25 protein-coding genes and 2 tRNA genes are annotated in these 25,566 nt (G+C 71.6%); 13 read left to right on the top strand and 14 right to left on the bottom strand.

The features are described 5' to 3' along the window. Nucleotides 1-14 precede the first annotated feature (14 nt). The 4 genes from IFY26_RS01440 to IFY26_RS01425 form a co-directional block, all read right to left on the bottom strand. The gene (locus IFY26_RS01440; protein WP_232547226.1) at nt 15-1,436 is read right to left on the bottom strand and encodes a TIGR01777 family oxidoreductase; all 1,422 of its coding nucleotides are present in this window, start codon (nt 1,434-1,436) and stop codon (nt 15-17) included. A gap of 25 nt (nt 1,437-1,461) precedes the next feature. After that, nucleotides 1,462-3,210: a DEAD/DEAH box helicase gene (locus IFY26_RS01435; protein WP_232547225.1), complete on the bottom strand. Its 1,749-nt coding sequence runs from the start codon at nt 3,208-3,210 to the stop codon at nt 1,462-1,464. Between the two features lie 152 nt (nt 3,211-3,362). Further along, complete coding sequence (locus tag IFY26_RS01430) at nt 3,363-3,986, bottom strand: DUF305 domain-containing protein (protein ID WP_232547224.1); 624 nt, start codon at nt 3,984-3,986, stop codon at nt 3,363-3,365. Between the two features lie 50 nt (nt 3,987-4,036). Further along, complete coding sequence (locus tag IFY26_RS01425) at nt 4,037-4,501, bottom strand: NUDIX hydrolase (RefSeq protein ID WP_232547223.1); 465 nt, start codon at nt 4,499-4,501, stop codon at nt 4,037-4,039. Nucleotides 4,502-4,579: 78 nt separating this feature from the next. On the opposite strand from IFY26_RS01425, the gene IFY26_RS01420 reads away from it, so the two are divergent. Then, complete coding sequence (locus IFY26_RS01420) at nt 4,580-4,792, top strand: DUF5302 domain-containing protein (protein ID WP_232547222.1); 213 nt, start codon at nt 4,580-4,582, stop codon at nt 4,790-4,792. Nucleotides 4,793-4,845: 53 nt separating this feature from the next. Here IFY26_RS01420 and IFY26_RS01415 read toward each other — a convergent pair whose 3' ends face one another. From IFY26_RS01415 to IFY26_RS01400, 4 genes are all read right to left on the bottom strand, one after another. Further along, nucleotides 4,846-5,070: a hypothetical protein gene (locus tag IFY26_RS01415; protein ID WP_232547221.1), complete on the bottom strand. Its 225-nt coding sequence runs from the start codon at nt 5,068-5,070 to the stop codon at nt 4,846-4,848. 95 nt (nt 5,071-5,165) lie between these two features. Continuing rightward, nucleotides 5,166-5,621 carry an SRPBCC family protein gene (locus IFY26_RS01410; protein ID WP_232547220.1) on the bottom strand — a complete coding sequence of 152 codons (456 nt, stop codon included), beginning with the start codon at nt 5,619-5,621 and terminating at the stop codon, nt 5,166-5,168. Between the two features lie 128 nt (nt 5,622-5,749). After that, on the bottom strand, nt 5,750-6,181 hold the full coding sequence (locus IFY26_RS01405) for an FAD synthase family protein (RefSeq protein WP_232547219.1): 432 nt from the start codon (nt 6,179-6,181) through the stop codon (nt 5,750-5,752). Continuing rightward, the gene (locus tag IFY26_RS01400) at nt 6,178-6,558 is read right to left on the bottom strand and encodes a nucleotidyl transferase family protein (protein ID WP_232547218.1); all 381 of its coding nucleotides are present in this window, start codon (nt 6,556-6,558) and stop codon (nt 6,178-6,180) included. The genes IFY26_RS01405 and IFY26_RS01400 overlap by 4 nt, the downstream gene beginning before the upstream one ends. 289 nt (nt 6,559-6,847) lie before the next feature. Between IFY26_RS01400 and IFY26_RS01395 the strand changes: the two genes are divergently transcribed. Together IFY26_RS01395 and IFY26_RS01390 are read left to right on the top strand one after the other, a co-directional pair. After that, nucleotides 6,848-7,390: an RNA polymerase sigma factor gene (locus tag IFY26_RS01395; RefSeq protein ID WP_232547217.1), complete on the top strand. Its 543-nt coding sequence runs from the start codon at nt 6,848-6,850 to the stop codon at nt 7,388-7,390. After that, a complete protein-coding gene (locus tag IFY26_RS01390) occupies nt 7,387-8,472 on the top strand; it encodes a hypothetical protein (protein WP_232547216.1) in 1,086 nt (361 codons plus the stop codon). Before IFY26_RS01395 ends, IFY26_RS01390 begins: the two co-directional genes overlap by 4 nt. A gap of 110 nt (nt 8,473-8,582) precedes the next feature. Here the strand turns inward: IFY26_RS01390 and IFY26_RS01385 are convergent, their stop codons facing one another. Then, nucleotides 8,583-9,710, bottom strand: a complete 1,128-nt coding sequence (locus tag IFY26_RS01385; protein ID WP_232547215.1) for a ScyD/ScyE family protein — start codon at nt 9,708-9,710, stop codon at nt 8,583-8,585. Nucleotides 9,711-9,925: 215 nt separating this feature from the next. On the opposite strand from IFY26_RS01385, the gene IFY26_RS01380 reads away from it, so the two are divergent. The 3 genes from IFY26_RS01380 (at nt 9,926) to IFY26_RS01370 (ending at nt 11,117) form a co-directional block, all read left to right on the top strand. Then, nucleotides 9,926-10,420, top strand: coding sequence for a VOC family protein (locus IFY26_RS01380; RefSeq protein WP_232547214.1), 495 nt, complete (start codon nt 9,926-9,928; stop codon nt 10,418-10,420). Nucleotides 10,421-10,500: 80 nt separating this feature from the next. Beyond that, nucleotides 10,501-10,728: a FitA-like ribbon-helix-helix domain-containing protein gene (locus tag IFY26_RS01375; protein ID WP_232547213.1), complete on the top strand. Its 228-nt coding sequence runs from the start codon at nt 10,501-10,503 to the stop codon at nt 10,726-10,728. Beyond that, nucleotides 10,725-11,117: a type II toxin-antitoxin system VapC family toxin gene (locus tag IFY26_RS01370; RefSeq protein ID WP_232547212.1), complete on the top strand. Its 393-nt coding sequence runs from the start codon at nt 10,725-10,727 to the stop codon at nt 11,115-11,117. The genes IFY26_RS01375 and IFY26_RS01370 overlap by 4 nt, the downstream gene beginning before the upstream one ends. 168 nt (nt 11,118-11,285) lie before the next feature. On the opposite strand, the gene IFY26_RS01365 is transcribed toward IFY26_RS01370, so the two are convergent. Next, nucleotides 11,286-12,995 carry a hypothetical protein gene (locus IFY26_RS01365; RefSeq protein ID WP_232547211.1) on the bottom strand — a complete coding sequence of 570 codons (1,710 nt, stop codon included), beginning with the start codon at nt 12,993-12,995 and terminating at the stop codon, nt 11,286-11,288. Between the two features lie 111 nt (nt 12,996-13,106). Further along, a complete protein-coding gene (locus IFY26_RS01360; protein ID WP_269778958.1) occupies nt 13,107-13,700 on the bottom strand; it encodes a TetR/AcrR family transcriptional regulator in 594 nt (197 codons plus the stop codon). Nucleotides 13,701-13,849: 149 nt separating this feature from the next. On the opposite strand from IFY26_RS01360, the gene IFY26_RS01355 reads away from it, so the two are divergent. Both IFY26_RS01355 and IFY26_RS01350 read left to right on the top strand, forming a co-directional pair. Then, a complete protein-coding gene (locus IFY26_RS01355) occupies nt 13,850-15,553 on the top strand; it encodes a 3-ketosteroid-delta-1-dehydrogenase (RefSeq protein ID WP_232547209.1) in 1,704 nt (567 codons plus the stop codon). Between the two features lie 347 nt (nt 15,554-15,900). Continuing rightward, nucleotides 15,901-17,439 (top strand): GntP family permease, encoded by a 1,539-nt coding sequence (locus tag IFY26_RS01350; protein ID WP_232547208.1) that lies wholly within the window; start codon nt 15,901-15,903, stop codon nt 17,437-17,439. A gap of 204 nt (nt 17,440-17,643) precedes the next feature. On the opposite strand, the gene IFY26_RS01345 is transcribed toward IFY26_RS01350, so the two are convergent. Then, nucleotides 17,644-17,716, bottom strand: a tRNA-Arg gene (locus tag IFY26_RS01345). 197 nt (nt 17,717-17,913) lie between these two features. Between IFY26_RS01345 and IFY26_RS01340 the strand changes: the two genes are divergently transcribed. The 4 genes from IFY26_RS01340 to IFY26_RS01325 all read left to right on the top strand — a co-directional run bounded on the left by IFY26_RS01340 (nt 17,914) and on the right by IFY26_RS01325 (nt 23,112). Then, the gene (locus tag IFY26_RS01340; RefSeq protein ID WP_232547207.1) at nt 17,914-18,642 is read left to right on the top strand and encodes a class I SAM-dependent methyltransferase; all 729 of its coding nucleotides are present in this window, start codon (nt 17,914-17,916) and stop codon (nt 18,640-18,642) included. Further along, complete coding sequence (locus IFY26_RS01335) at nt 18,639-19,844, top strand: FAD-dependent oxidoreductase (RefSeq protein WP_232547206.1); 1,206 nt, start codon at nt 18,639-18,641, stop codon at nt 19,842-19,844. Before IFY26_RS01340 ends, IFY26_RS01335 begins: the two co-directional genes overlap by 4 nt. A gap of 145 nt (nt 19,845-19,989) precedes the next feature. Further along, entirely contained in the window at nt 19,990-21,858 is a 1,869-nt protein-coding gene (locus IFY26_RS01330) for a phosphoenolpyruvate carboxykinase (GTP) (protein ID WP_232547205.1), read from the top strand. Nucleotides 21,859-21,915: 57 nt separating this feature from the next. Beyond that, the gene (locus IFY26_RS01325; RefSeq protein WP_232547204.1) at nt 21,916-23,112 is read left to right on the top strand and encodes a hypothetical protein; all 1,197 of its coding nucleotides are present in this window, start codon (nt 21,916-21,918) and stop codon (nt 23,110-23,112) included. Between the two features lie 88 nt (nt 23,113-23,200). Here IFY26_RS01325 and IFY26_RS01320 read toward each other — a convergent pair whose 3' ends face one another. Next, entirely contained in the window at nt 23,201-23,458 is a 258-nt protein-coding gene (locus IFY26_RS01320; RefSeq protein WP_232547203.1) for a hypothetical protein, read from the bottom strand. Nucleotides 23,459-23,690: 232 nt separating this feature from the next. Next, nucleotides 23,691-23,780 (bottom strand) — tRNA-Ser (locus IFY26_RS01315). Between the two features lie 104 nt (nt 23,781-23,884). Between IFY26_RS01315 and IFY26_RS01310 the strand changes: the two genes are divergently transcribed. Continuing rightward, the gene (locus IFY26_RS01310; protein ID WP_232547202.1) at nt 23,885-25,552 is read left to right on the top strand and encodes an LCP family protein; all 1,668 of its coding nucleotides are present in this window, start codon (nt 23,885-23,887) and stop codon (nt 25,550-25,552) included. Nucleotides 25,553-25,566 lie beyond the last annotated feature (14 nt).

The following is a 25,566-nucleotide window of genomic DNA, read 5'->3' as shown; positions in this document are numbered from 1 at the left end:
GTGACCCGGACGCCTCAGCGCATCAACGCGTGCCGCAGCGCATCGCTCAAGGTGTGCTGGGCGAACCGGAACCCGCTGTCGGCCAGCACGCCGGCGCTGACGCGCTGGTCGGTGTCGATCATCTGGTCGTACCCCTCGGCGCCCAGCACGGCGGTCGGCCCCACCGCCGGCGTCGGCAGCATCGCGGGGCGGTGCAGCACCCGGCCCAGCGTCTGCGCGAACTCGCCGTGCGTCACCGGGCGCGGGGCCACCGCGTTGACCGGGCCGGTCAGCTCCGGGGTCGCCACGGCGTGGACGACGGCGCGCGCCAGGTCGTCCAGCCCGATCCAGCTGAACCAGGCGTCGCGGCGCGTCAGGCGGCCGCCGAGGCCCACCGAGAACAGTGGCACCTGCGGCAGCAACGCGCCGCCACCCTCGCTGAGCACGATGCCGATCCGCAGGAACGCCGTGCGGACGCCGGCGTCCACCGCCGGGAGCGCCGCCGCCTCCCACTGCTGCACCACGTCGGCCAAGAACCCCTCGCCGGGCAGGGAGCCCTCCGTCAGCAGCTCGTCCGGCCGCCGGGCCCCATAGATACCGATCGCGCTGGCCTGGACGAGGCGCTTCCCCTCGGGGTCGGACGCCAGCGCAGCGGCCAGCGTGCCCGTCGCCTGCAAGCGTGACTCCAGCACCTGCTCCTTGTGACGCTCCGTGAACCGCCCGCCGATCGAGTGCCCGGCCAGGTTCACCACCACGTCCACCCCGGCCAGGGCGTCCGCCGGCAGGTGCCCCGCCCCAGGATCCCAGGTGACGGCGTCCGCGTCCGCGCTGGTGGAGCGCACGAGCCGGCGCACCGTGTGCCCACCGGAGGTCAGCAGGGCGCACACCTGGGTGCCGATCAGGCCCGAGCTACCTGCGACGGCGACCGTGAGCGGTGCGGCGTCCGGGCGGGCGGCCAGGCGGGCATGCAGGGCGAGGTCGGCGCGCAGCTGGCGCTCGCGGAAGGCGAAGAGGCCCGCCAGCTGCATCTCGACCAGCGGGGCGGCCAGCCGGTCGGGCACCACGGGCAGCTCCCAGGTGACCCGGTCGGTGATCACCGTCGACCCGCCGGGCCCGTCGGCGAACTCATGCTCGTGGCGCCACGCCTTGAAGGGCCCGCTCACCTGCTCGTCGACGAACCGCACCCCCGGCTCGAGCTCGACGTGCCGGACGCGCCAGTCCACGCCCACCGGGCCGCGGCGTCCGCGCCAGGAGACCTGCGGCAGCAGCCCGGAGACCAGCGGGTGGGAGATGCGCAGCGTGATCTTTGAGCCGACGTTGATGCCGTCGCTCGGCCCCTGCAGCAGCGTCGCCATGCCGGGCGGGGTGAGCCGCACGAACGCGCCCGGACGGGTGTGCCAGGCGAACACCTCCGCGCGGGGGTGCGGGTAGCGCGACACGTGCTCGAAGACAGGCATGCAGCCCAGCCTAGAGCGCCGCCGTTCAGGGACGCGCGTGCCAGGTGCGCAGCATCGTGATGCGGGCGTCCACCTGGTCGCTGCTGGCCTGCGCGAGCGAGGGACCGCCGCACTGGCGGCGCAGCTCGGCGTGGATGTGGCTGTGGGGCACACCCTTGACCCGCGCGTACTGGGCGACCAGCGTGTTCAGTTCCTTGCGCTTGGTGGCCAGCGCCCGGTGCAGCGAGACCTCGGGGGTCACCCGCTCGCGCCGCTCGGCCCGCTCGTGGCGGTTCACCTGCCGCCGCTGCCGCTCGCGGAGCAGATGACCGATCTGGTCAGGCTCGAGCAGCCCGGGCAGGCCCAGGTAGTCGGCCTCGTCGTCGGACGTGGGCACCGCGTGCATGCCGAATTGCTGGGCGTCGAAGAGCACGTGGTCGAACACCGCGTCCGACCGCAGCGCCTCGAAGCTGCCGATGAGGTCGTCGGACGCCGCCTCGCTGCGGTTCGCCTCGTCGACGAGGGCGTCCTCGGCCCAGTCGTCACCGCGCTTGGGCGCGCCGAGCACGTGGTCGCGCTGCCGCTCCAGGGCGGACGCGTGGGCGAGGATGATCGGCACGGTCGGCAGAAACACGGTGGCCACCTCGCCGCGGCGCCGCGTCCGCACGAACCGGCCGACGGCCTGGGCGAAGAACAGCGGCGTGGACGTGGCCGTGGCGTACACCCCCACCGCCAGGCGCGGCACGTCGACGCCCTCGGACACCATGCGCACCGCGACCATCCAGCGCTCCTCGGACGCGGCGAACTCCTCGATGCGCTTGCTGGCACCCGTGTCGTCGGAGAGGACGAGCGTGGGGCGCGCCCCCGTGTGCTGCTCCAACACGCGGGCGTACGCGCGGGCGACGGTCTGGTTGGTGGCGATGACGAGGCCGCCGGCGTCCGGCACGTGGCGGCGCACCTCGGTCAGCCGCCGATCGGCCGCGCCGAGCACCGCGGCGATCCACTCGCCCTTCGGGTCGAGCGCGGTGCGCCACGCCTGCGCGCTGACGTCCTTGGTCAGGAGCTCGCCGAGGTTCGCCTCGATTTCATCGCCGGCCTTGGTGCGCCAGCGCATCGGGCCACCGTAGTTCATGAACACCACGGGGCGCACGACGTGGTCGCGCAGCGCGTCGGCGTAGCCGTAGGTGTAGTCGGCCTTCGAGACGCGGACGCCGGCCTCCGACTCGTCGTAGGTGACGAAGGGGATGGGATTCTCGTCGGACCGGAACGGGGTGCCCGTCAGCGCCAGCCGCCGCACCGCGAACTGGAACGCCTCGCGGATCGCCTCGCCCCAGCTCAGCGCGTCGCCGGCGTGGTGCACCTCGTCGAGGATCACCAGCGTCGGGATGTCGGTGGCCATCGCCTGGTAGCCCCACACGGACGCCGCCACCCCCGCGTAGGTGGCCGCCACACCGTCGTACTGCCGCGACCGGCCGCGCGTGCGGCCCCCGGTGCCCGGGTCGAGCTGGATGCCCACCTTGGCGGCGGCGTCCGCCCACTGCACCTTGAGGTGCTCGGTCGGCGCGACGACGATGACGCGGCGCACCGTGCGCTCCTGGAGCAGCTCGGCGGCCACCCGCAGGGCGAAGGTGGTCTTGCCCGCGCCGGGGGTCGCGACGGCGAGGAAGTCGCGCGGGGCGGCGGCGGTGTACTTCTCCAGCGCCTCGGCCTGCCACGCGCGCAGCGACGCCGACGTGCCCCACGGCGCGCGCTGGGGAAAGGCGGGGCTCAGGCGTTCGAAGGCGGACTGGCTCACGGGTGCACCCCTCCCCCGGTCGCAGGGGCGGACGCCGCGTGGCGCCGAGGGGGACGAGACATAGGCCCCCGACCCTAGCCGGACGCGGCCCCCCTGCGAACCCCCGGCCGGCGTGTTGGCCGAGTGTTGGCCGCGTGTTGGCGGCGGGTGGCTCAGAACCCGACCTGGAGCTCGCGCATCAACTCGATCTCCTGGGTCTGCGTGGCGATCACGTCCTCGGCCATCTGCCGCACGTCGGGGTCGGTGCCGGACGCCAACTCCTCCTCGGCCATGGCGACCGCGCCCTCGTGGTGGCCGATCATCTGCTCCAGGAACAGCTCGGACGCGGCGAGGGTGTCGGCGTCGCGGAGGGCGTCCAGCTGGTCGGCCGACACCATGCCGTCCATGCCGGTGTGGCCGGCGTGCGCGCCACCCTCGGGCTCACCCCACGCGGCCAGCCAGGCGCGCATCTGGTCGATCTCGGGCTGCTGGGCGTCCTTGATCGCGGTGGCGAGATCGGTCATCTCGGTGCCCAGGCCGGGCTTGGCGAGCAGGATGTCGCTCATCTCGATGGCCTGCTCGTGGTGCGGGATCATCATCTGGGTGAACATCACGTCGGCCTCGTTGTGGGCCTGCTGCTCCGACGCCGGCGCTGTGGTGGCGGGCGTGACGCCGGCGTCCGGGGAGGCCGCAGGCTGACCCGCACAGCCGGACAGCAGTGCCGCTCCGGCAGCCAGGGACGCAGCGAGAGCGGTGAGCAACGAAGCGGAGTCACGGCGACGAGTGGGGGAGGTCATGCATCCAGCGTAGCCCCCGGCACACTGCCTGGCTGGGCGCCTCGATGGCCTCACCCGATGATGCGCTCGAGGGAGTCGATCAGCGGCACCTGGCCAGCGGTGAGTTTCGTGCGGGCCACGTCGAGGCCGAACCAGCCCGCCCGGTCGACCTCCGGATAGGTGCGCATGCGCCCCGAGCGGCGGGGCCACTCGACCTCGAAGGTGTTGGACGTCACAAAGGCGAGGCCGGCGTCCGCTGCGACCGCGAAGCCACGCACCCGCTTGCCGGAACTGAGCCGCACCTCGCCGAGATCGATGAGTTCACCAGCCGGCGCCGGGATGCCGACCTCCTCGGAGAACTCGCGCCGCGCGGCGTCCTCAGGGGTTTCCTCACCCGGGATGTACATGCCCTTGGCCAGCGACCAGCCGCCGTCGTCACGGTGGCCCCAGAACGGGCCACCCATGTGGACGATGAAGACCTTGACCTCTCCACCGGCATCGTTGAAGGGCAGCAGCCCCGCGCTGTGCAACGGCATCCCCCCATGCTAGACGGCCCCCCGGCCCGGGCTTCGTCCTCTGGACGCCAGCACCCCCCAGGTGCCACAGTGGGCGCCATGAGCACCACCGATGACACTGGCCGGGCGCAGCCCTCCGAGGCCGCGGACCAGCCAGACCCGCGGGAACAGATGAAGGCGGCGCTCGAGGCCAAGAAGAACGCCCAGCACGGCAGCGCGGGCGGTCCGGCCGGGTCACCGGGCCGGGCGTCCGGCGGGCCGCACGGCCAGCAGGGCGGCAAACGTCAGTTCCGGCGCAAGTCGGGCGGCTGACCGCCCGCGCGGCCTCCGCTCACCGGGCGCCGCGCTGATTCAGGCGCGCTGATTCAGGCGTTGTCGCCGGGCTTCTCCGGCTCGAAGTCGGTGGCGTCGGGCTCGCGCTCGGCCCACGCCTGCGCGGGCGACTCCTCGCCCACCTCGAGGTGACCGAAGTAGTCGGGCTGGCGGAGATCCTCGGGCACGGCCGCGTCCGCGATGCGGTCCCCGGCCTGCTTGGCCTCGTCGATCGCCTCGTCGGCGCGATGCAGCTGCTCGTCGTTGGCCTCGGTCATGGCTGGCTCCCTTCGTCACCCGTGCACCGGCGGACGCCGCGGGCACTGGAGTGTCTACCCCACGCGGCGCCCGCCGCACAATGCCTGCGTGCCGATCAGATGGCCGCGACGGCCACGACGTTGGCGACGACCGTCGGCAGCCCGCGACCCATGGCGGCGCCGATGACCCTGTTCCACAGCCGCGCGAGGGGGCCTGTCAGGACGACGCGATGCGTGATGCGGCACAGCTGGGACGGCGCGTCCTGACCCTCCACGTCGGGGGCGTCGGGGTCCGGACGGTCGAGCTCGTGCTCGAGGCGGAGGGTGCACAACAACAACTTGCACTCGATCGCGAAACGGCCACCCATCCGGTCGACCTGGGCGAAACGAAACGTCGCCCGGGGGCCACCCGCAAGCTTCACCTGACCGACCGCGCCGACGGCGATGGGGCCGTTCAGCGTGGCCCGCTCCACCTGGGGGTCGTCGACCGGCCAGTGCTCCACCTGGGTCCACCGATCCCACACCACGGCCGGATCCACCGCCGCCTCCGCACTGTGCTCGTGGACGATCACCGTTGCCCCCTCATTGATCCTGCACCGTCAGCCCTGCGCCGCCAGCCCCGCGTCGGGACGCCTCCGGCTGGTGCGGCGTCCGGACCGGCACGCCAACACCCATTGTGCAGCGTGCGAGAGGTCGAGCGTCAGCCGCCCAGCACCCGGCGGAGCACCGTCGAGGACGTGTGGGCGGTGTAGGGGAAGTAGAACACCGTGACGCCGACGGACTCCATGGCGGCCTCCAGCCGCTCCCCCTTGGGCGTGCCCTTCCAGTCATCGCCCTTGAACAGGACGTCGAAGCGGACGCGCTCCCACACCTCGCGCTTGTCGGAGGAGAAGTCCACGACGACGTCGTCCACCATGGCCAGGGCACGCACGATCTCCATGCGTTCCTCGAGCGGGACCATGGGGTACTTGCCCTTGGCGGCGAACAGGGCCTCGTCGGTGACGACACCAACGACGAGGCGCTCGCAGTTCTCGCGCGCGCGGCGGATGATGTTGAGGTGCCCGATGTGGAACATGTCCCACGCCCCTGGCACATAGCCGAGGCGGTAGCGGGCGGGCTGGGCGTCGGTCACGCCGCGCCACTCACCGCCGGCGCCTGCCACCGGCGCAGGATGGCGCTGGCCGAGGTGCGCATGCCGCTGAGCCGTGCGGCGTCCCACCCGGCCGGCAGCACCTCGTCGTCCGCGGCGAAGAGGACGGCGTCGGAGTCCAGCTCAAGCGAGGTGCTCTCCACGGTGACCACCGAGTCCACACCCTGCAATTCCGCAGCGATGGCCACGCGCTCGTTCACGGGGACGACGGGCAGCCGTCCCGTCATCGCGAGGGACAACTCGTCAGAGGGAACGAGCAGCACCAACTGCTCGCAGGCCTGCGACGCCTGGGCGATGAGGTCGAGGTCGCGGATGTTCACCATGTCGAACCGCCCCACGAGGTACCCCGTGCCGACCATCTCGCTCCCCCCAGTGTCCGATGCACCCGGGTGGATGCATCACTCGTCAACTGTTCACCCTCCGTTGGGTGAACGGCAACTTTGAGCGGCGTCGTGACGCCGGTTGCACGGGCACCCCCGCCCCCCACGCCGCGCACGGGCGCCTCGACCCTGCGCTACGACGGGAGGCATCGGACAAATCCATCACTGATGGCCTGGGGGCGCAAGTCCCCCCGGGTGGGAAACACTGTCCACCACCCGGCGGCGCACCGCCGGTAACACCTGGGGATCGACCGGACAGGAACAGGGTGTGAACGCACAATCAGAGCCCGAGCGCTTCCGGGGAGTGTTCCGGGCCGCCCACCCCGACGTCCTGCGCTTCGTGCAGCGTCGCACCACCCCCGACCGGGCAGAAGACGTCGTCGCCGACACCTTCATGGTGGCGTGGCGTCGCGTGGCCGACCTCCCCGTCGACCTCGACGGCGCCCGCGCCTGGCTGTTCGGCATCGCGCGCAACCAGTTGCTCAACCACCGTCGGGGCGAACGGCGGTCGGACGCCCTCGCCGTCCGCCTCGCGGACGCCGCCGCGCTGCACGGCGACCGCACCCCCGACACCGCGGACGCCGTGGTGGCGCGCATCAGCGTCGCGAACGCCTGGCATCAGCTCTCCGAGGCCGATCAGGAAGTGCTGGCCCTCGCCGTCTTCGAGCAGTTGACGTCCACCCACGCCGCCGCCGTGCTGAACATCTCACCGGGCGCCTACCGCGTCCGACTCTCCCGCGCCCGGGCGCAACTCCGCCGCCACCTCGGCGCCGAACCGACCACCCTGCCCCTGGAGGAGGCCCACCCATGAACACCATTCACCACGACCCCGTCGACGACGCCCTGCGCAGCCTGGACGCCGCCTCACCCCTGACGCCCGACCAGCAGGCCCGGGCCGACGCCCTCCTGGCGTCCATCCTCGCGACGGACGCCACGGGCGGTGCTGACGGCGCCCGGGTCGTCCCGCTGCGCCCGCGCCGGCTCGCCCGCTGGTTGGTGCCGGCCGCGGCGGCGTCCGTGTTGGCCGTCGGCGCCCTGGTGTGGCCCTGGAACCCGAGCCTGAACGCCGCGTTCGCCGACTGGACGGACACGCCATCGTCCGTCGAACCCGGGCTTCTCGCCAAGGCGACCGAGGGCTGCCGGGCCTTCATGGGCACCTGGGAGGTGCCGGATGCGGGACACGCCCGCGTCGGGCTCGCCGAGCAGCGCGGAAGCCATGTGTTCGTGGCGCTGCGCGCCGACGACGGGTCAACCGCCGAGTGCCTGGTGGAGGCCGAGAACGGCCAGGTGCGCGGGGGGACGGGCGGCGGCCCGGGCCCGTTGGCCCCCCTGGGGCCCCGGGACGTGGAGATGGACGGCCCCGGCATGCAGAGCGGCCCGGGATATGCCTTCGCCTTCCTGCGAGGCCGGGTCGGGGCGGAGGTCGAGGCGGTCACGCTGCACGCCGACGGCCGGGCCATCCACGCCACCGTCGCCAACGGCGAGTTCGTGGCCTGGTGGCCGACCACCCCGTGGGGGCCCGACGACACCCTCGGCCCGTTGGACGTGACGGCTGACGTCACCTACACCGACGGGACCGTCTCACCCCACCACAGCACGGGGCCGGCGTCCGCCCTCCCGGCGCCGACCTCGGTCGCGCGGGTGGCCCAGGGCGGCGGGGTCGTGGACGGCCACGAGGTGGGCACCATCGAGGGCCTGGCTGGTGAGAACGTGGTGGCGGTGAGCGTTCACGCGCACGGGCTCGTCGTGCCGGCCACCCTGGAGGACGGAGCCTTCAGCGCCTCCTGGCCGCTGCCCGAGGGCGTCAGCCTGGAGGACCCAGCCCCTGACGTCACCCTCACCCTCACGCTGTCCGACGGGTCCGTGATCGAGGACGTGGCGGTCACCGGCTGACGCCGGCCGAGGGGGTCGCCGCGTCCCGGGCACGGTGGCGCGGCGACCTCACCGGTGCGTGGCGCATGCCGACCTCGACGTGAGACCGGCGGGGGACGGCGAAGGAGGCTTCAGCGCAGCGCGACCTGGATGACCTGGCCGGCTCCCGGCGCCACGGATCCCGTGGTGACGTAGGCCTGCCCCCGGCGGATGGCCACGCCGTAGGGGGCGAACAGGTCACCGACCACGGTCTGGTGGGCCCCGGATCGGTCCACGCGCACCAGCGAGCCCTGGACCCCGCTCAGCAGACCGGCGTCGGAGATCTGCACGGCATAGAGCGTGCCGCGGTCCCAAGCCAGGTCGGTCACCGTGGTCAGGCCGGTGGCGTACGCGGTGCGCGACCCGTCGCGGGCGATGCGCCAGATCGTCGCCTTGCCCGGTTGGAACGGGAAGCCGGTGAGCTCGGAGACATACCAGGCGCCATCGGGCCCCTGGGCGACCGCGGTGGGCACCGACTGTGCGGGGAAGGGGGTGGGCCAGCCTGGGGGCGGTCCGGGAATCGGGGGCGGATCCATGAGCACCGGCTCGTCGAACACGGCGAACTCGCGGACGCCGCGCCGCGGCCCGGTGAGTCGCAGGACGCTGTTGCCCCCGGCATCGACGGTGAGGACGTGGCTGCGGTCGCGGACGACGTCGACCGGGTTGCTGTCCGCGCCGGCGGCGTCCGGGTCCCGGTCGGCTTCATAGCGCGCCAGATCGGCCAGCACGGACGTGCGCTGCCGCCCACCTCTCGTCTTCACCTCGACGACGGTGCCGAGAAGATCCGCATCGCTGCCGAGCAGCGACCTGAGCTCAGGCGTCCCGCCGAGCCCCATCGCCACCGTGAGGGTCGTGCCGAGGGCGACGACGTCGGAGGCGCCCGTCGCCTCGCCGTCCGCGTTGACAATGGCGGGCAACCCGGTGACGGGGCGCGACTGCCGGCCGGTGCGGTCCAGCAGCGTGATGGACGAGGTGTGTGCGAGGCAGACCTCCCCGAACTCGGGGTGATCCGCGCACGCACCCGCGTCGGCCGAGGGCGCCCCGGACTCGGCGATGTAGAGGTCACCGTTGCGTGCGAAGGAGAGGTGGCGGGGGCTGTTCAGCCCGGAGGCCACGACGGTGTACGGCTGATCATCGGCGGCGAGGGCTGGCTGCACCAAGGCTGCCAGAGCGACCGCGGTGAGCGCGGCGCAGGCGCGAGCGTGCAGTGCAGTGGTCATCGGAGTCCTCCTGTGGTCCTTGGCCCACCCCCAAGGAGCACCCGCACGACACTGGTGATACATGACCCACCGCACTCGTGGGTGCGGGGCCCGGGCGCTCGCGCGCCACCGATGCCCGCCACGGCCTGGACCAGCGACGCCGGTCCGTTCACACTGGAGTTGCTCGAACACGGGCCGGCGCCACGTCGGGGGAGCCGCACGGAGAAGGAGTCACGGTGACGCGCTACGGAACCGTCCTGTCGTTCCAGGGCAATCTTGAGGAGATCGTCGACCACTACGCCTCGATCCTGCCGGATCTCAGGAGAACGGTGGTCCTCCCGCACAGCGAGGTCACGGGCGGAGAACCCGGGACCGCGCTGCTCGTGGGGTTCACGCTCGGCAGCCAGACCTTCACCGTGATGCAGGGCCTGCCTGATGAGTTGAGCCCCGCCGTCTCGATCGAGGTCCGCACGGACTCCCAGGAGGAATCAGACCGGATCTACGAAGCCCTCCTCGAGGGTGGCTCAGAGATGGCCTGCGGCTGGCTCACCGACCGTTACGGGTTGAGTTGGCAGGTGTCCCCCCAGGAGCTGCTGGACCTGGTGAGCGACCCCGATCCCGCACGGGCACGCGCAGCGAACAGGGCCATGCAGCAGCAGAGGAAGATCGACATCGAGCCGATCCGCGCTGCGGTCGAGGCGGTGTCCGGGCCGTCAACCCCTAGTCCTTGACAGCACCCCCGCGGTGTCCATGATCTGCCGCTCACCGTCCGGCACCGAACGCAGTGCTTGCAGACTGCTAGCATGAAGGCGTGACCATCCTGTACATCCGCGACGTCCCCGAGGCTGTGGCCGCGACACTGAAGGAACGCGCCGCTGCGCAGGGCACGTCGCTGTCCTCCTATGTGGCAGCGGAGCTGGCCAGGATCGCCGCCCGCCCCACCAACGAGGACGTGGCCGCTCGACTTCGCGCCAGGGATCGCGCCGAGGGTCCGAGCAGAGCCGAGATCGTGGCCGCGGTCGAGAACAGCCGCCCGTGATCGTCGTTGACGCCTCGGCCATGGTCGAGGCGCTGGTCGGGCGCGATGCGGACGCGGCGCTGTTCGAGGCTCTCGGCGGAGACCTGTATGCCCCACACCTTCTGGATGTCGAGGTGTTGTCCGTGTTGCGCGGCCTCACCTTGGCTCACAAGCTCAATCCACTGGACGCGGACCGGGCTCGCGAGGACTACTTCGCCCTGACGATTCACCGGTACGAGATCGCCGGGTTGGCTGAGAGGATCTGGCAGCTGCGCCATCAGTTCACCAGCTACGACGCCAGCTACCTGGCCCTGGCCGAAGCGCTCGGGTCGCCACTGCTCACCTGCGACGCGAAACTCGCCACCAGCGGTCACCACGCCGAGATCCGTCTCATCGCGCAGGGCTCGTAGCGCCGAAGCCAAGGCCTGGTCGAGCGGCAACATCGAGACAAGCCCCGCCCAGGCGCAGGTTGTGCACCCACCGGATCCTCTGGTGCCGGGCACTGCTGCGTGAGTGCGCGCTCGGGGGGATTCGACCCCCCACCTGCTGATCCGGCATCGATGCGGCGATCCCGCTGGTCAGCAGCCCACCCCGTTCAGAACGTTGCCCGTGACGGTGGCGCGTGAGTCGAATGACACGTCCTCCTGCGTGGTGCACGCGCCCGGGACGTCGACGGCCGTGACCGAGACGGCGTTGCCCGTGACCGAGCCCCTCGCTGGCCCCCAGCCCAGTCCACCCGCGACGAGCACGGCTCCCTGCCCACCGGACGGGCTTTGGATCGTCAGCCCGCGGATCTCGTTCTGCTCCACCCCAGCGTCACCGGCGTCGAAGAAGTTGGCGTCCGTCGCATAGAGCGTCCCGCCCGCGACCACGACCTCGTGCACCGCTCCGCCCGCACGGTTGCCCCGGATCTCCAACCCCTCGATCGTGTTGGACTTGCTAACCCCCGCCGTCCCCCAGTTCAGCACGGGCGTGGCCAGGATGCCTGTGGTGCAGCCGTGGGCGGTGTTGCCCGTGATGGACGCGTCACGCACCGCGATGCCCTCACCCGGCCCGCCACCCATCTCGGTGAAGGCACCGGCAAGCAGGATGCCGACGTCGCATGTCTCGACGGCGGAGATCTCATTTCCCTCGAGCTCGATCCCGTCCAGGGCGACGCTGTCGGACCTGGTGTTGCCTTGGAGGAGGTGCTCAACTCCGGCGACGAGCACCACGTACCCGTTGCCGGCGATCTGGTTTTCGGCGATGCGCACGTCTCGAACCGTCACGTCGGTCACGTGCCCGTCCATGTTCACCGCTCCCCAGATGTAGACCGCCGGATCGCCAGCGCCTTCGGGCATCGCGATCGTGTTGCCCTCGATCACCAGGCCGTCGAGTGCCCCGCGGGCATTGCCCCCTCGGGACTGGAGGGCTGCGATGGTGAACCCGCCCTGGAATCCCCGGACATCGTTGTCGGTCAGGGAGAGCCCACGAATCGTGGCGGCGCCAGCTCGGTCCGAGGCGGTGAGCAGCGCCGCGTTTCCGCCGACCGCACTGTGGATCTTCCGGGGGAAGGTCTCCCCGAACTCGGGGGGCCCGAAGATGTCGTTGCCCGTGATCGTCACAGCAGAGACGGTGCTCTTCGAGCCATCGACAGCGGTGGCCGTGATGTCGATCCCCCCGCCATTGAGAAACGCGTTGTCGGCCAGCGTGACTCCGGTGAGCTCACCGGCCCCGACGGGCTGGATGCTCACCATCTGCGCGAAGCGCTCGAAGGTGACGCCCTCGACGGACACATCGGAACTCGACACCTTGAGGGCCAGGCCACCAATGGGGCCGTCGACGGGCCCGTTCGCGATGATGACTCCCCCACCGACGATGCGGTCGCCCGTGTTGTTCTCCCGCCGCGGCAGGCGCGTCTCCGCAGGTGCCGGCTCCCACTCGAAGCCCCAGGGGACCGTCTGCTCGGGCACCTCAATCCGCCCACCGTCGACGTCGAATCGGATCTCGTCGCCACTGCCAGCCCCCGGGACCCCGTCGAGCTGGGCTCGTTCGGCCGCGGACAGGGTGCCGTCGCCCAGCGCTCCGGAGGCCAGCTGGAGCGCTTCGGTCAGGGACAACCGCTCATCACCGACCTCGCCCACCGCGTCAGGGTCGTTCACCACCAGCGTGCTCGCCCCCGTCAGCTCGACCGAGGTCGCTGGCGCCGTCGCGGTCGGCACCAGCGTCGGTTCGGCGGGCGGACCCGCCGTCTCGCCGGCACTGCAGGCCGGGACGGCCACGACCAGTCCCAGCAGCACTCCACCCACGCACGCCCGCCTCGCGCGACGCTGCCCCATGGAGATTCCCCTTCCTCGCCGAAGGATTGCTAGCACGCGCTAGTTTACCGTTCGATGTCGTTCACTTCGAGATCCGCCCACTCACCGGACTGGCGCGTTCGGCGTCCCGCTCGCCGCGGACGGGGGGACCAAGAGGGCTCTGCCGATCTGGACGAGCTCCCTGCGCAGCGCGACGTCCTCGACCTGCGCGCAACGAGGGTCAACGGCGGGGCCCATGAGGCCGGAGAGGAACACCGACACGCGGACCAGCGAGGCGTCCGTACCTGCAGACGCGCCAGCGAGGACGTCATGGAGCTGGTGGAAAAGACCGGCAATCTCGGCGTCGTCGCTGATCAGCTGCCCGACGGTCACGTCACCCAGGAGCAGTCCGTAGAGCCGTCGGTGGACGACAGCCTGGTCGGCCAATGCGACCACGGCAGCCTCGGTGCGTCGAACGGGGTCATCGTGACCCTCAACCACGCGGAGAAGCGTCGCGAGCCCGTCCATGGCTGGGTGCAGGACGGCGAATACGATGGCTGCCTTCGTGCGGAAGTGGTGGTAGACGGCCGCCTTCGTCACGCCGAGGCAGTCGGCGATGTTCTGCAGGGAGGTGCCCGCCACCCCTTGAACGGCGAAAAGTTCTTCAGCGGCCGCGACCACCTGGCCGCGGGCCGCCGGGCCGCCACTTCCTGGCATGAGGACCCCTTCCCTCGTTGTGTCGCTCCGACTAGCCAACCGTGTTGCCCAAACTAGCCGATCGGCTAGTGTGAGAGCACGATCCGGCCGAGGACACGTTGTCAGTGTCAGCGCCCCCCCGGCAAAGCCCAGCCATGAAGGAGCCAGCCATGAACACCGCCACGATCCCCGCCGGCCCCACAGCCGTTGACACAGAGGTGGACCTCCTCGTCATCGGCAGCGGCACTGGCATGGCCGCCGCACTCGCCGCGCATGAGCTCGGCCTGTCCACGCTCGTCGTCGAGAAGACGAGCACGGTGGGCGGATCGACCGCTCGCTCCGGCGGAGCCTTCTGGATCCCTGCCAACCCCGCGCTCGCCGAGGACGGCGCTGCGGACTCCCTCGCCCGCGCCCGGGAGTATCTCGCCGCGGTCGTGGGGGACACCACACCCGAGCAGCGGTGGCTGGCTTTTTTGGAGCACGGACCCGCCGCCGTCGCGATGCTGGGACGCACTACCCCGATGAAGTTCTTCTGGGCCAAGGGATACTCCGACTACCACCCGGAGAACCCGGGCGGGAGTTCACAGGGCCGTACCTGCGAGTGCACACCGCTCGACGTGACAGAAGCCTTGGGCGAGGAGCGCGGTCGCTTGCGCCCAGGGCCCCTGGCTGCGCCCATTCCCATGCCGGTCACCGGCGCGGACTACAAGTGGCTCAACCTCATGGCCAAGGCGCCGGCCAAGGCCCTGCCAAGGATCGTCAAGCGCGCCCTCCAGGGCGTCGGCGGCCTGGTGATCCACCGCGAGTACGCCGCGGGGGGCCAGGCACTCGCGGCCGGACTGTTCTCCGGGCTGATCCGAGCAGGCATCCCGGTGTGGACCAACACCTCCGTGGTGGATCTCATCGTCGAGGATGCCCGGGTGACAGGTGCCGTGCTGGATCAGCGGGGCACGACGATGAGCGTCCGGGCCCGTCGGGGCGTCGTCCTCGCGGCCGGTGGCTTCGACCATGACCTGCAGATGCGGCAGGCCCACCAGTCGCCCTCCCTCACCCACGACGTCAGCCTCGGCGCCGAGGGCAACACAGGCGACGCCATCAAGCTGGCGCAACGGTACGGCGCCGACATCGACCTGATGGACCAGTCGTGGTGGTTCCCGGCCGTTGCACCCATGGGAGAGGATGCGCCGCAGGTGCTGCTGGCCGAGCGGTCACTGCCCGGCTCGTTCATGGTCGACCAGTACGGACGCCGCTTCATCAACGAGGCCGACGACTACATGACCTTCGGGCAGGGCGTCCTGGCCCGCGAGCAGGCCGGCGACCCCGTCGAGCAGATGTGGCTCGTGTTCGACCAGGCCTACCGCAACAGCTACGTCATGGCGGGCGTCCTGTTCCCCCGCATGCCCATCCCCCAGGCGTGGTACGACGCGGGCATCGCCGCCAAGGGCTCGGACGCCGCCACCCTCGCGAGGGCCGCCGGGCTGCCCGAGGGCACCTTCGTGGAGGCCTTGCAGCGCTTCAACACGCTCGCCGCCAACGGCAACGACGAGGACTACCATCGCGGGGAGAGCGCCTACGATCGGTACTACGGCGACCCCACCGTCACCCCCAACCCGAACCTGCGACCCCTGCGCGGCATGCTCTATGCGGTCAAGGTGGTGCTCAGCGACCTCGGTACCTGCGGGGGTGTTCGGGCGGACGAGCGGGGCCGGGCCCTGCGCGCCGACGGGTCTCCGGTCGAGGGCCTGTACGCCATCGGGAACACTGCAGCCAACGCGTTCGGGGCCTGCTACCCCGGTGCAGGAGCCACGATCGGCCAGGGGCTGGTCTACGGCTACATCGCCGCCCGGGACGCCGCGGGCCATCCCGCCGACTAATCTGCCCGGGCGACCCAGCGGGGCCAGCGGATCTCTTCGGGGGAAGGTGACCTTGACGGCGGCTACCAGACCACACGGTTGTGGCGGCGGGGGGCCGTGAGGCAACGCAACACCGGGCGTGTGCGGCCCCGGCCCCCTACCCAGCCTCCTGCCGCCCGCAGGCGTGGGCCGCCGCGTCCGCTGCGGTGCTCGTCCGCGCGCTCGGCTGAACGGGGGTCCCGGCCAGGGACAGCTTGCCCGGCTCGTCGACGCGACGCCGGACCACATGGTGAACACGCACGTGCTCTCGTGGGCCCACCCGGCGCACGCTGATGCCAACCACAACGGTGCGGCCGAAGGAGTCCCCCATGATTGCCCTGCACACCGTGATCGCCATCCTCGCGATCATCGTCCTCATCATCAGGGTCAAGGTCGACCCGATCATCGCGCTCGTCCTTGGCTGTCTCTACCTCGGGCTGGCATCGGGCACCGGCTTCGTCGCGACCGTCGAGGCGATCACGACCGGCTTCGGCGACATCATGACGAAGATCGGCCTGCTCATCGGCTTCGGCGTCCTGATGGGGGCCCTCCTTCATCGCATGGGGGCGTTCACGGTCATGGTCGAGGCGCTCGTCCGGGTCGTGCCCGCGAACAGGCTGCCCTACGCGTTGGCTCTCGCGCTGACAACCATCGCGCCGTCCATCTACGTCGATGTCCAGGTCGTGCTCGCCGCTCCGGTCGCCCGCTCGTCGGCGAGGTACATCGAGAAGAACGGCCTCGCGTGGCTGGCCGGTGCACTCGGAACGGGCATTTTCGTCGGGTACGTGTTCGTCATCCCGGGGCTGGCAGCCATCTCGACGGCGGGCTTGCTGTCGGTGCCGCTGGGGCTCTACATGCTCTACGGCGTCGTGATCGGGGTGATCACCTCCCTTGTCACCGTCTGGATCTTCCGCCGGATGCTGACCATCGGCTGGTGGAACGCGGCCAAGGACGAGGAGCACTCCGAGGCCCTCGAGGAGGTCGAGGCCGCGGACGCCCTGCCCCGCGGCGCGAGGCGTCCCTCGCTGTTGCTCTCACTGCTGCCCATCATCGTGCCCCTGCTGCTGATCGCCTTCGGCGCCTTCGCTGAGCTCGCCGGCTTCACCAACGACATCATCGCCTTCTTCGGGAACGCCAACGTGGCCCTGTTCCTCGGCCTGGTCGGTGCCTACGTCATGGCCCGTCGCTACGTCGGTACCGAGCAAACGGCGGACGCCTTCGGTGACGGCCTCAAGACCACCGGCGACATCCTGCTGGTGACCGGTGTCGGCGGCTCGCTCGGCGCGGTCATCAAGGCCACCGGCCTTGCTGACCTGCTCGGCGGACTCTTCGCGGTGGACTCCGGCGCCCCGGTCATCGTGTCGATCCTCCTGGCGTGGTTCATCGCGGCCCTGTTGCACCTGGCCATCGGAGGTGTCGGTCGGTGCCATCACCGCCGCCGGCATCATCGCGCCGATCGCCGGCCAACTGGACGTCGCCCCCGTCATCCTCGCCCTGGCCATCGCCTCCGGTGCCATGTTCGCCCTCCAGGTGAACTCGAACTTCTTCTGGATGTTCAAGTCCCTGCTCGGGCTCACCACCCAAGGCGCACTGAAGACGATGACCACGGTGACGTCCATCGCCTCGGTCGTGTCGCTACCGCTCGTGATGGTGGCGGCACTGATCGCCGGCTAGGCACCGGTCACGGACGCCGCCCCGACCCGGACCGTGCGCCCAGACGTACGGCGTCATGGGCCAGCCGGGCGGGCGATTCGTGCTCGGGGCCCAACAGGGCATCACCTGGCGCAGTGAACCAGGACGTGGCGCACCCAAACGCGACCTGGCGCGGTGGAGCCCACCCGGCGGCCCGTACAAGGCCCTCCACGTGAGCTCCGCTGCGCCAGGTGAGGTTGAGGTGCGCCACGTGATGCCGCCGTGCGCCACGTGGGGGCCGCCCGCGGGTTCGAGCCGAGTCCGGGTGGCCCGACGGCCACTGGGCCCCTGAGCCGGAGGCCCTCGACCCCTGGTGGACCGCGACGCAGAAGAACAAGAGCCCCGCACCACTTGGTGCGGGGCCCTTGATCCATCAGCGGCGCGCTCGGAGGGATTCGAACCCCCAACCTGCTGATCCGTAGTCAGCTGCTCTATCCGTTAAGCTACGAGCGCTCGGTCGTGAACCGGAGAACCACTCTACCCTCCCGGCCGCACCGCGTCCAAAACGCGACTCAGGGGCGTCCGAACCGCACATCGCTCGCGGCCCAGCCTGAACGGCCCTCTCCGACCCACCAGGCTGCGCCGGACGCGGCGTCCGGCTAGGTTGGACACCCGGCCACCGCGGCGTCCCCCAACCCCTCGGGAGAACGATGAGCGAGCACGTCACCCGTGCCTTCGACGCCGGCGCACGCCGGTATGACCTGCTGACCTCACTCAACCCCGGGTACCACGCCCATCTGCGCCGGGCCGCGACGGCGCTGGCCGAGGCCGTGCCGCACGCGCGCACCATCGTCGATCTGGGGTGCGGCTCGGGCGCCTCGACGCGCGCGCTGCTGGACGCCTTCGGCGCGGGTGTCCGCATCATCGGTGTGGACGCCTCCCCCGGCATGCTCGCCGAGGCGCGCGCCAAACAGTGGCCCGCGAGCGTCACCTTCCAGCAGGGCCGCGCGGGCGCGTCGGGCGATGTGCTCGACGGGCCGGTCGACGGCGTCCTGGCCTGCTACCTGTTCCGCAACGTGCCCGCCGACGCGCGCGACGCCGCGCTCCGCGACACTCACGACCACCTCGCCCCCGGCGGCGCCCTCGTGGCGCAGGACTACGCCCTCGACGGCTCGCCCGCGCCCCGCGCGGTGTGGACGACGGTCGCCCTCGGGGTCGTCCGTCCCCTCGCCACCGTCACCGGCGGCAACCGCGCCCTCTACTCCCACCTGCACCGCAGCGTGATCGACTTCGATGCCCCCGCCGCCTTCGCCGACCGCCTCGTCGCCGCCGGCTTCGACGACGTCGCCCGCTCCACCGTCCCCGGCTGGCAACACCAGATCCTCCACCTGTTCCGGGCGCGACGCCCGGCGCAGCCCGTCGAAGGGAGCCTCCCATGACCGATGTCCTCATCGTCGGCGCCGGCCTCGCCGGTCTGCGCGCGGCGAGCGTGCTCCGTGCGGCCGATCTCGAGGTCCGCGTGCTGGAGGGGTCGTGCCGCGCCGGTGGTCGCATCGCAACCGACTCGGTCGACGGCTTCCTGCTCGATCGCGGTTTTGCCCTGGTGAACCCCGCCTACCCCGAGCTGCGCTCCGCGATCGACGTGGACGCCCTGGCGCTGCAGCGCTTCGGCCGCGGCGTGGCGGTCGCGACCGACGCGGGTCAGACCGTCCTCGCGGACCCCCTCCGTCACCGCTCCCGCGTCGGTGAGACCCTCGGCTCGGGCATCGTGACACCCCGCGACGCCGTGGCGCTCGCCCGCTGGTTCGCCTCCCGCGGCCGCGACCGCGACCTGCGCGGCTCCCTGGACGCCGCGGGAGTCACCGGCCAGCTCCGCACGGTGCTCGACGGGTTCCTGTCCGGCGTGCTCGCCGACACCGCCGGCGTCACCTCCGCGGCGTTCGCGCGCACCCTGGTCGGCTTCTTCCTACGTGGGACGCCCGGTGTGCCGCGGGCGGGCATGGGGCACCTGGCGGAGTTGCTGGCCGAGGACGTCGCAGTCGAGATCGGCCGCCGCGTCACCGCGGTCGAGCCCGGGGAGCGCCCGGCCGTGCTGGTGGACGGCGAGCGGCTGGAGGCGTCCGCCGTCATCGTGGCGACCGACCCCACCACCGCCGGCGAACTCACCGGCGCGCCCGTGCGCCCCATGCGTGGCCTCACCACGTGGTGGTTCGCCCCGGACGCCGCGCCCGTCGACCACCCGTTCATCGTCGTGGACGGCATCCGGGGTCGCGGCCCCGTCGTCAACACCTGCGTGATGACCAACGCTGCCCCCGGGTACGCCCCCGCCGGGCGCCACCTCGTGCAGGCCTCGACGGTGCTGGACGACGTCGCCCCCAGCGAGGCGGACGTCCGCGCGCACGTGGGCCTCCTCTACGGCACGGACGCCGCCGCCTGGCCCCTGCTGCGCCGCGACGTCCTGCCGCATGCCCTGCCCGACCTGCGCGCCGGGTGGCAGCCCAGCACCGCGGAGGTGGCGCCCGGCGTCCACCTCGCCGGCGACCACCTCGCGGGGGCCTCGATCAACGGGGCGCTGGCGAGCGGACGCCGCACCGCGGAGGCCCTGCTGGCCGCGCGCGCCGGCCACCGCCACGGCCGTTGAGGCGACCCCGGCACACATCGTGAGATGAACGCGTCCAGGGGGTGATCGACTCGCTCGAAGCGTTTGCGGTGCGCCGTACCGGACCGGGCATGATGGGGTCCTGAGCCGGCGACGGTGCCGGCGCAGTGGAGCGAAGGAGCACCCCGTGTCCGTGGAGACCACCACCGCCCCCCCTGCGATCGCGCCCGCCGACCTGGTCGCCTGGGTCGAGGAGATCGCGGAGCTGACCCAACCCGACGAGATCGTCTGGTGTGATGGCTCGCTCGAGGAGCGCGACCGGCTCTACGACGCGATGGTCGCCAGTGGCATGGCGATTCGGCTCAACCCCGAGCTGCGTCCGGACTCCTATCTCTTCCGCTCCGACCCCTCCGACGTCGCGCGCGTCGAGTCGCGCACGTTCATCTGCTCCGAACGCGAGAGCGACGCCGGCCCGACCAACAACTGGGCCGAGCCGGCCGCGATGAAGCAGACGCTGCGCGGGCTGTTCGCCGGCTGCATGCGGGGCCGGACGATGTATGTCATCCCGTTCTCGATGGGCCCCCTGGGCGGCACCATCAGCCGCCTGGGCGTGGAGCTCTCCGACAGCCCGTACGTCGTGGTCAACATGCGCATCATGACGCGGATGGGCACCGAGGCGCTCGCCGCCATCGCCGAGGGCGGCGACTGGGTGCCGGCGATCCACTCGGTGGGGTACCCGCTGGTGGACGCCGACGGCGCGGCCCGCCCGGACGTGGCCTGGCCGTGCAACGCCGAGAAGTACATCACGCACTTCCCCGAGACCCGCGAGATCTGGTCGTTCGGCTCCGGTTACGGCGGCAACGCCCTGCTCGGCAAGAAGTGCTACGCGCTGCGCATCGCAAACGTGCTGGCCCGCGACGAGGGCTGGCTGGCCGAGCACATGCTGATCCTCAAGATCACCGGGCCGGACGGTCGCGTCTACCACCTCACCGCGGCCTTCCCGTCGGCGTGCGGCAAGACCAACCTGGCGATGCTGCGCCCGACGATCCCGGGCTGGACGGTCGAGACCGTCGGCGACGACATCGCCTGGATGCGCCCGGGCCCCGACGGCCGGCTCTACGCCATCAACCCCGAAGCGGGCTTCTTCGGCGTCGCACCGGGCACCTCGCTGAAGACGAACCCGACGGCCCTGGAGGCCCTCGACCACGACACGATCTTCACCAACGTGGCCCTGACCGACGACGGCGACATCTGGTGGGAGGGCATGACGGACGAGCCCCCCGCCCACCTCGTCGACTGGCTGGGCAACGACTGGACGCCCGAGGACGAGCGACTCGCCGCCCACCCGAACAGCCGCTTCACCGTGCGCGCCGACCAGGCGGCGTCCATCAGCGACAACTGGGACGACCCGGCCGGCGTGCCGATCGACGTCATCCTCTTCGGCGGACGCCGCGCCACCAACATTCCGCTCGTCACAGAGACCTACGGCTGGGAGCACGGCGTCTTCGTGGGCGCCACGGTGAGCTCGGAGCAGACCGCTGCGGCGGAGGGCTCGGTGGGGGCCCTGCGCCGCGACCCGTTCGCGATGTTGCCCTTCTGCGGCTACAACATGGCCGACTACTGGGCGCACTGGCTCGATCTGGGCAACAGCCTGGGCGAGGGGGCACCCAAGGTGTTCCAGGTCAACTGGTTCCGCAAGGACGCCGACGGGTCGTTCCTGTGGCCGGGCTTCGGCGACAACGCCCGCGCGATCGAGTGGGCCCTGCGCCGCGTCAACGGCGAGGTCGAGGCCGTCGACCGCTTCAACGGCCGCCTCCCCCGCCCCGAAGACCTCAACACCGAGGGCCTGGACCTGCCCGAGGAGCGCCTGACCGCACTGTTCGACGTCGACCACGCCGCGTGGAGCGAGGAGTGCGACCTCACCGAGGCCTACTTCGAGCAGTTCGGGGAGAAGCTGCCCCAGGCGTTGATGGACGAGCTGCATCACATCCGCGTCCGCATCGCGGAGGAGCTCGGCGAGGAGCCGCCGACCTTCCCCGAGGCGTCCGCTCACTGACGGCCACACCGGCGGCGCGGGGCGTCCGCCCGGCCGCGGGTGTGCTTCCATGGGGGCGTGGACGAGGCGAGAGAGGTCGAGCGGTGGTTCCGCCGCCGCGGCTTCACCGCGCTGCTCGACGGCACGGCGATGCACCGCAGCCCCGCCACGCTGGCCCGCGTGCTCACCGTGTTGCTCGCCGTCACGCTGCTCGTGCTCATGCCGCTGGAAGCACCCCACCCCTGGATCGCTCTGGGGGTGGGAGTCGCGCTGCTGCTGGGCGCCTGGGTCGGCCTGAACCTGGCGCGGCGTCGGCGTCCGCTCGCTCCGCCACGGGTGGTCGGTGTGCCGGAGCGGGTGGTGTTCGTGCTGCTGCCCGCCCTCGCCTACGCGCTCACCCCGCGTGGCGGGGACGCCGACGCCGGGATTCCCCTGTCTGCTGCCTGGTTGGTGACGTTGTTGGCCTCGGCGCAGGTGGTGGTGCAGCTCGTGGTGCTGGCCGTCGCGCCCCTGATCGTGCGCAGCGGCATCCTTGCGGTGTTCCCGTGGCTCGGGCGACAGGTGGCCCTGGCCTTCCTCTCGGCCGGGGTGGCCCTGGGCCGGACGCTGCCGCTCCTGCTCGGCGTGGTCGGCCTGTTCTACTTCACCGGGGAGATCTGGCAGTCGGTCGGACGCCTCGCGAGCTGGGCCTACCTCGGGGTGCTGCTGCTGTTCGGCGTGCTGTCGTGGATGTTCATCCACAGCCGCCAGCACCTCGACCTGACCGCGCTCGCCACCTTCGACGACGCCGACGAGATCGACCGGCTCCTGGCGGCCACCCCCCTGGCACCGCGGGCGGGTGAGATCGTCGCCCCCGTGCGGACGCCGCTGGGGGACCGCCACGAGCACGACCTGCGGCTCGTGGTGACGTCCTCGCGCGTGACCGTGGTGACGGTGATCAGCGCGGCGGTGTTCGCGTTCTTCATGCTGCTGGGCTGGCTGGCGATCAACGCCGAGACGGTGCGCGCCTGGATCGGCGCCGACCCGGCCGTGCTCTTCTCGTTCGAGACCAGCCGCCACCGCTACGACCTCACGTGGGAGCACCTGCGCGTTGCCGGCTTCTTGGGCGTGTTCGCCGGCTTCTACTACGCGGTGGTGTCCCGGACCGACGCGGCCCTGCGCGACAGCATGGTGGACACGGCGGAGGACACGGTCCGCGAAGCATGCGCCGCCCGGCTCGTCGCGCTCACTCGTTACCCGCGCGTCCCCGACGCCCACGCCGATCCGGCGGCCTGAGCCGCGACGCAGAAGTGGGGCGGACCCGACGGTCCGCCCCACTCCTCCCCCCCTGCTCGGCCGCGGATTGGGGCGCGGCCGAGGTCTGTTACGAGGAGGCCTTCTCCTGCTCGTCGGCGTCGCGGGAGGCCTGCTTGCCCGCCGTGCGCAGCGCATCGGTGACCGTGCGGACGTTGCTCGTCAGCCGCCCGTTCCAGTCGTTGCGGAACCGCTGCGCGTCGTTGCCGACCCACTTCACAGAGTTGAGCTGCTTGGTGATCGCCTTGGCGGCGTTGTCGATCTCGTCCGCCTTGCTGAGCATCAGCTTCGACAGCGCACGAACGCCAGCAATGTCCATTCCGACCATGCCCGACATGGTGTCTCCCTTCGTCTGTCGGCCCCCACCGGAGCCTCTGGTTCTGTGTCTCGATCGCGACCCGGTGTCGCTTCGATGACTTCAACCTAGGGGCGGGTCGACGGGGGCGCCATGGGGAGGACTCCCCACCGGCCAGATCTGTGGACAACTCTTCTTGAGGGGCTGCGGTGCCCCCAGAAACAGGACGCCCCGCCGGCTGACGGGCAGCGGGCGGGACGCGCGGCGGAGGTGGCGGGATTTGAACCCGCGATGGGGTTAACCCCCAAACCCGCTTAGCAGGCGGGCGCCATAGACCGGACTAGGCGACACCTCCTCGGCCAAGGGCACAGGCTACCCGGGCAGGGAGCAGGCAGGCAAAACCTGCCGAGGCGTCCCCGAGTATGCTCACGATCATTCACCGATCCCGAACGGAGCGGCATGGCCACCGAGGCGAGCAGCGAGGACGACGCGACGCAGGCGTCCGATGCCGACCCCGCCCCTCAGCGCGCCCTGCCGGACGAGCCCGCCCCGATGCCGCACGCCACCCGCGCCCGCAGGGTGAGGGACCGCTGGACGTTCCCCGCGGCCCTCGGCTGGACCCTGCTCGGCGCGGTGCTGCCCGGGGCCGGGCTGCTGCGCACGCGCTGGCGCTCCGTCGGGGTCGTGATGCTGGTCGTGGTGGCGCTGCTGGCCGCCGTGGTCGGCTTGCTGTGGCTCGGCGGACGCGACCTGCTGCTCACCTCCGCACTCGACCCTGATGTGCTGACCGTGGTCGGCGTCGCGATCCCGCTGCTGGGGCTGGTGTGGGCTGCCTCCGTCGTCGTCACCCACCTCGCGTTGCGGCCGGCCGCGCCGACGGGCGTCCAACGGCTGCTGGGCTCGGTGGTGGTCGGGGCCCTGGTGCTGGCCATCGTGGCCCCCAGCTTTGTGGCGGCCCGCTCGGTCTACGACACCCGCGAGCTGATCGGCGGGGTGTTCACCGATGACGAGCCGGGCGCGACGCCCGAACCCACCTTCGGCACCGCCACCGACCCGTGGGCGAGCAAACCCCGCCTCAACATCCTGCTCCTGGGGGGTGACTCCGGGGAGTCGCGGGACGCGGCGCTCGGCATCCGCACCGACACCGTCATCCTCGCCTCCATCGACACCGAGACCGGCCTCACCACGCTGTTCAGCCTGCCCCGCCAGATCCAGCGCATGCCGTTCCCGGAGGGCTCGGCGCTGGCACAGCGGTGGCCCAACGGGTTCACCGACGGCTCGTCCTACAACCCCGAGTACTCCCTCAACGCCCTGTACAACAACGTGCCGGCCATGGCCCCCGATCTGGTGCCCACCGGCGTGCGTGACCCGGCGGCCGAGATCCTGAAGATGTCGGTGGGGACGGCGCTGGGCCTCGACGTCGACTACTACGCCATGGTGAACATGGACGGCTTCATCGAGTTCGTCAATGCCCTGGGCGGTGTCACGGTCAACATCAACGAACCGGTTCCGGTCGGCGGCAGCGACGACGCCAACCGTCCGCCGGACCGCTGGCTCCCGCCCGGCCCCTCCCAACACCTCAACGGTACCGACGCCCTGTGGTTCGCCCGGGGCCGGTACGGCTCGGAGGCCGGCAACTACGCCCGCATGGCCCGGCAGCGCTGCGTGATCCAGGCCGTGGTGCAGCAGGCCAACCCCACCACCGTGCTCACCAACTACGAGGCGCTCTCCAAGGCGGGCCGCAACATCGTGCAGACCGACGTGCCCAACAGCCGGCTGCCGGCGCTGCTCGTGCTGGCCCGCAAGGTGCAGGGCCAGGCGCTGCAGAGCGTCAGCTTCGAGAACGCCGTCGACGGCTTCTCCACCGCCCGGCCGGACTGGGATCTCGTGCGCGCCCGCGTCCAAGAGGCCCTCGCGCCGCCGCCGGCGCCCGAGCCGGCACCGGAGGCGACGGTGACGTCCGCTCCGACCACGGCCCCGGCGCCGACCGAGACGGCCGCACCCGAGGCGTCCGACACCGCCGCGCCGGAGGCCACACCCACGCCCGAGACCGTGACCGACGAGTGCGCCTACAACCCCGCCTCGGCGGTGGTGACCCCCTCCCCCACGCCCACCGCGCGGGGCTGAGCCACCCGCGAAGC

Source organism: Propioniciclava soli (assembly GCF_014858005.1).
In the GTDB taxonomy this organism is placed as follows: domain Bacteria; phylum Actinomycetota; class Actinomycetes; order Propionibacteriales; family Propionibacteriaceae; genus Propioniciclava; species Propioniciclava soli.
The sequence above is the reverse complement of the archived record's forward strand: the minus strand, read 5'-3'. Positions and strand labels throughout refer to the sequence as shown.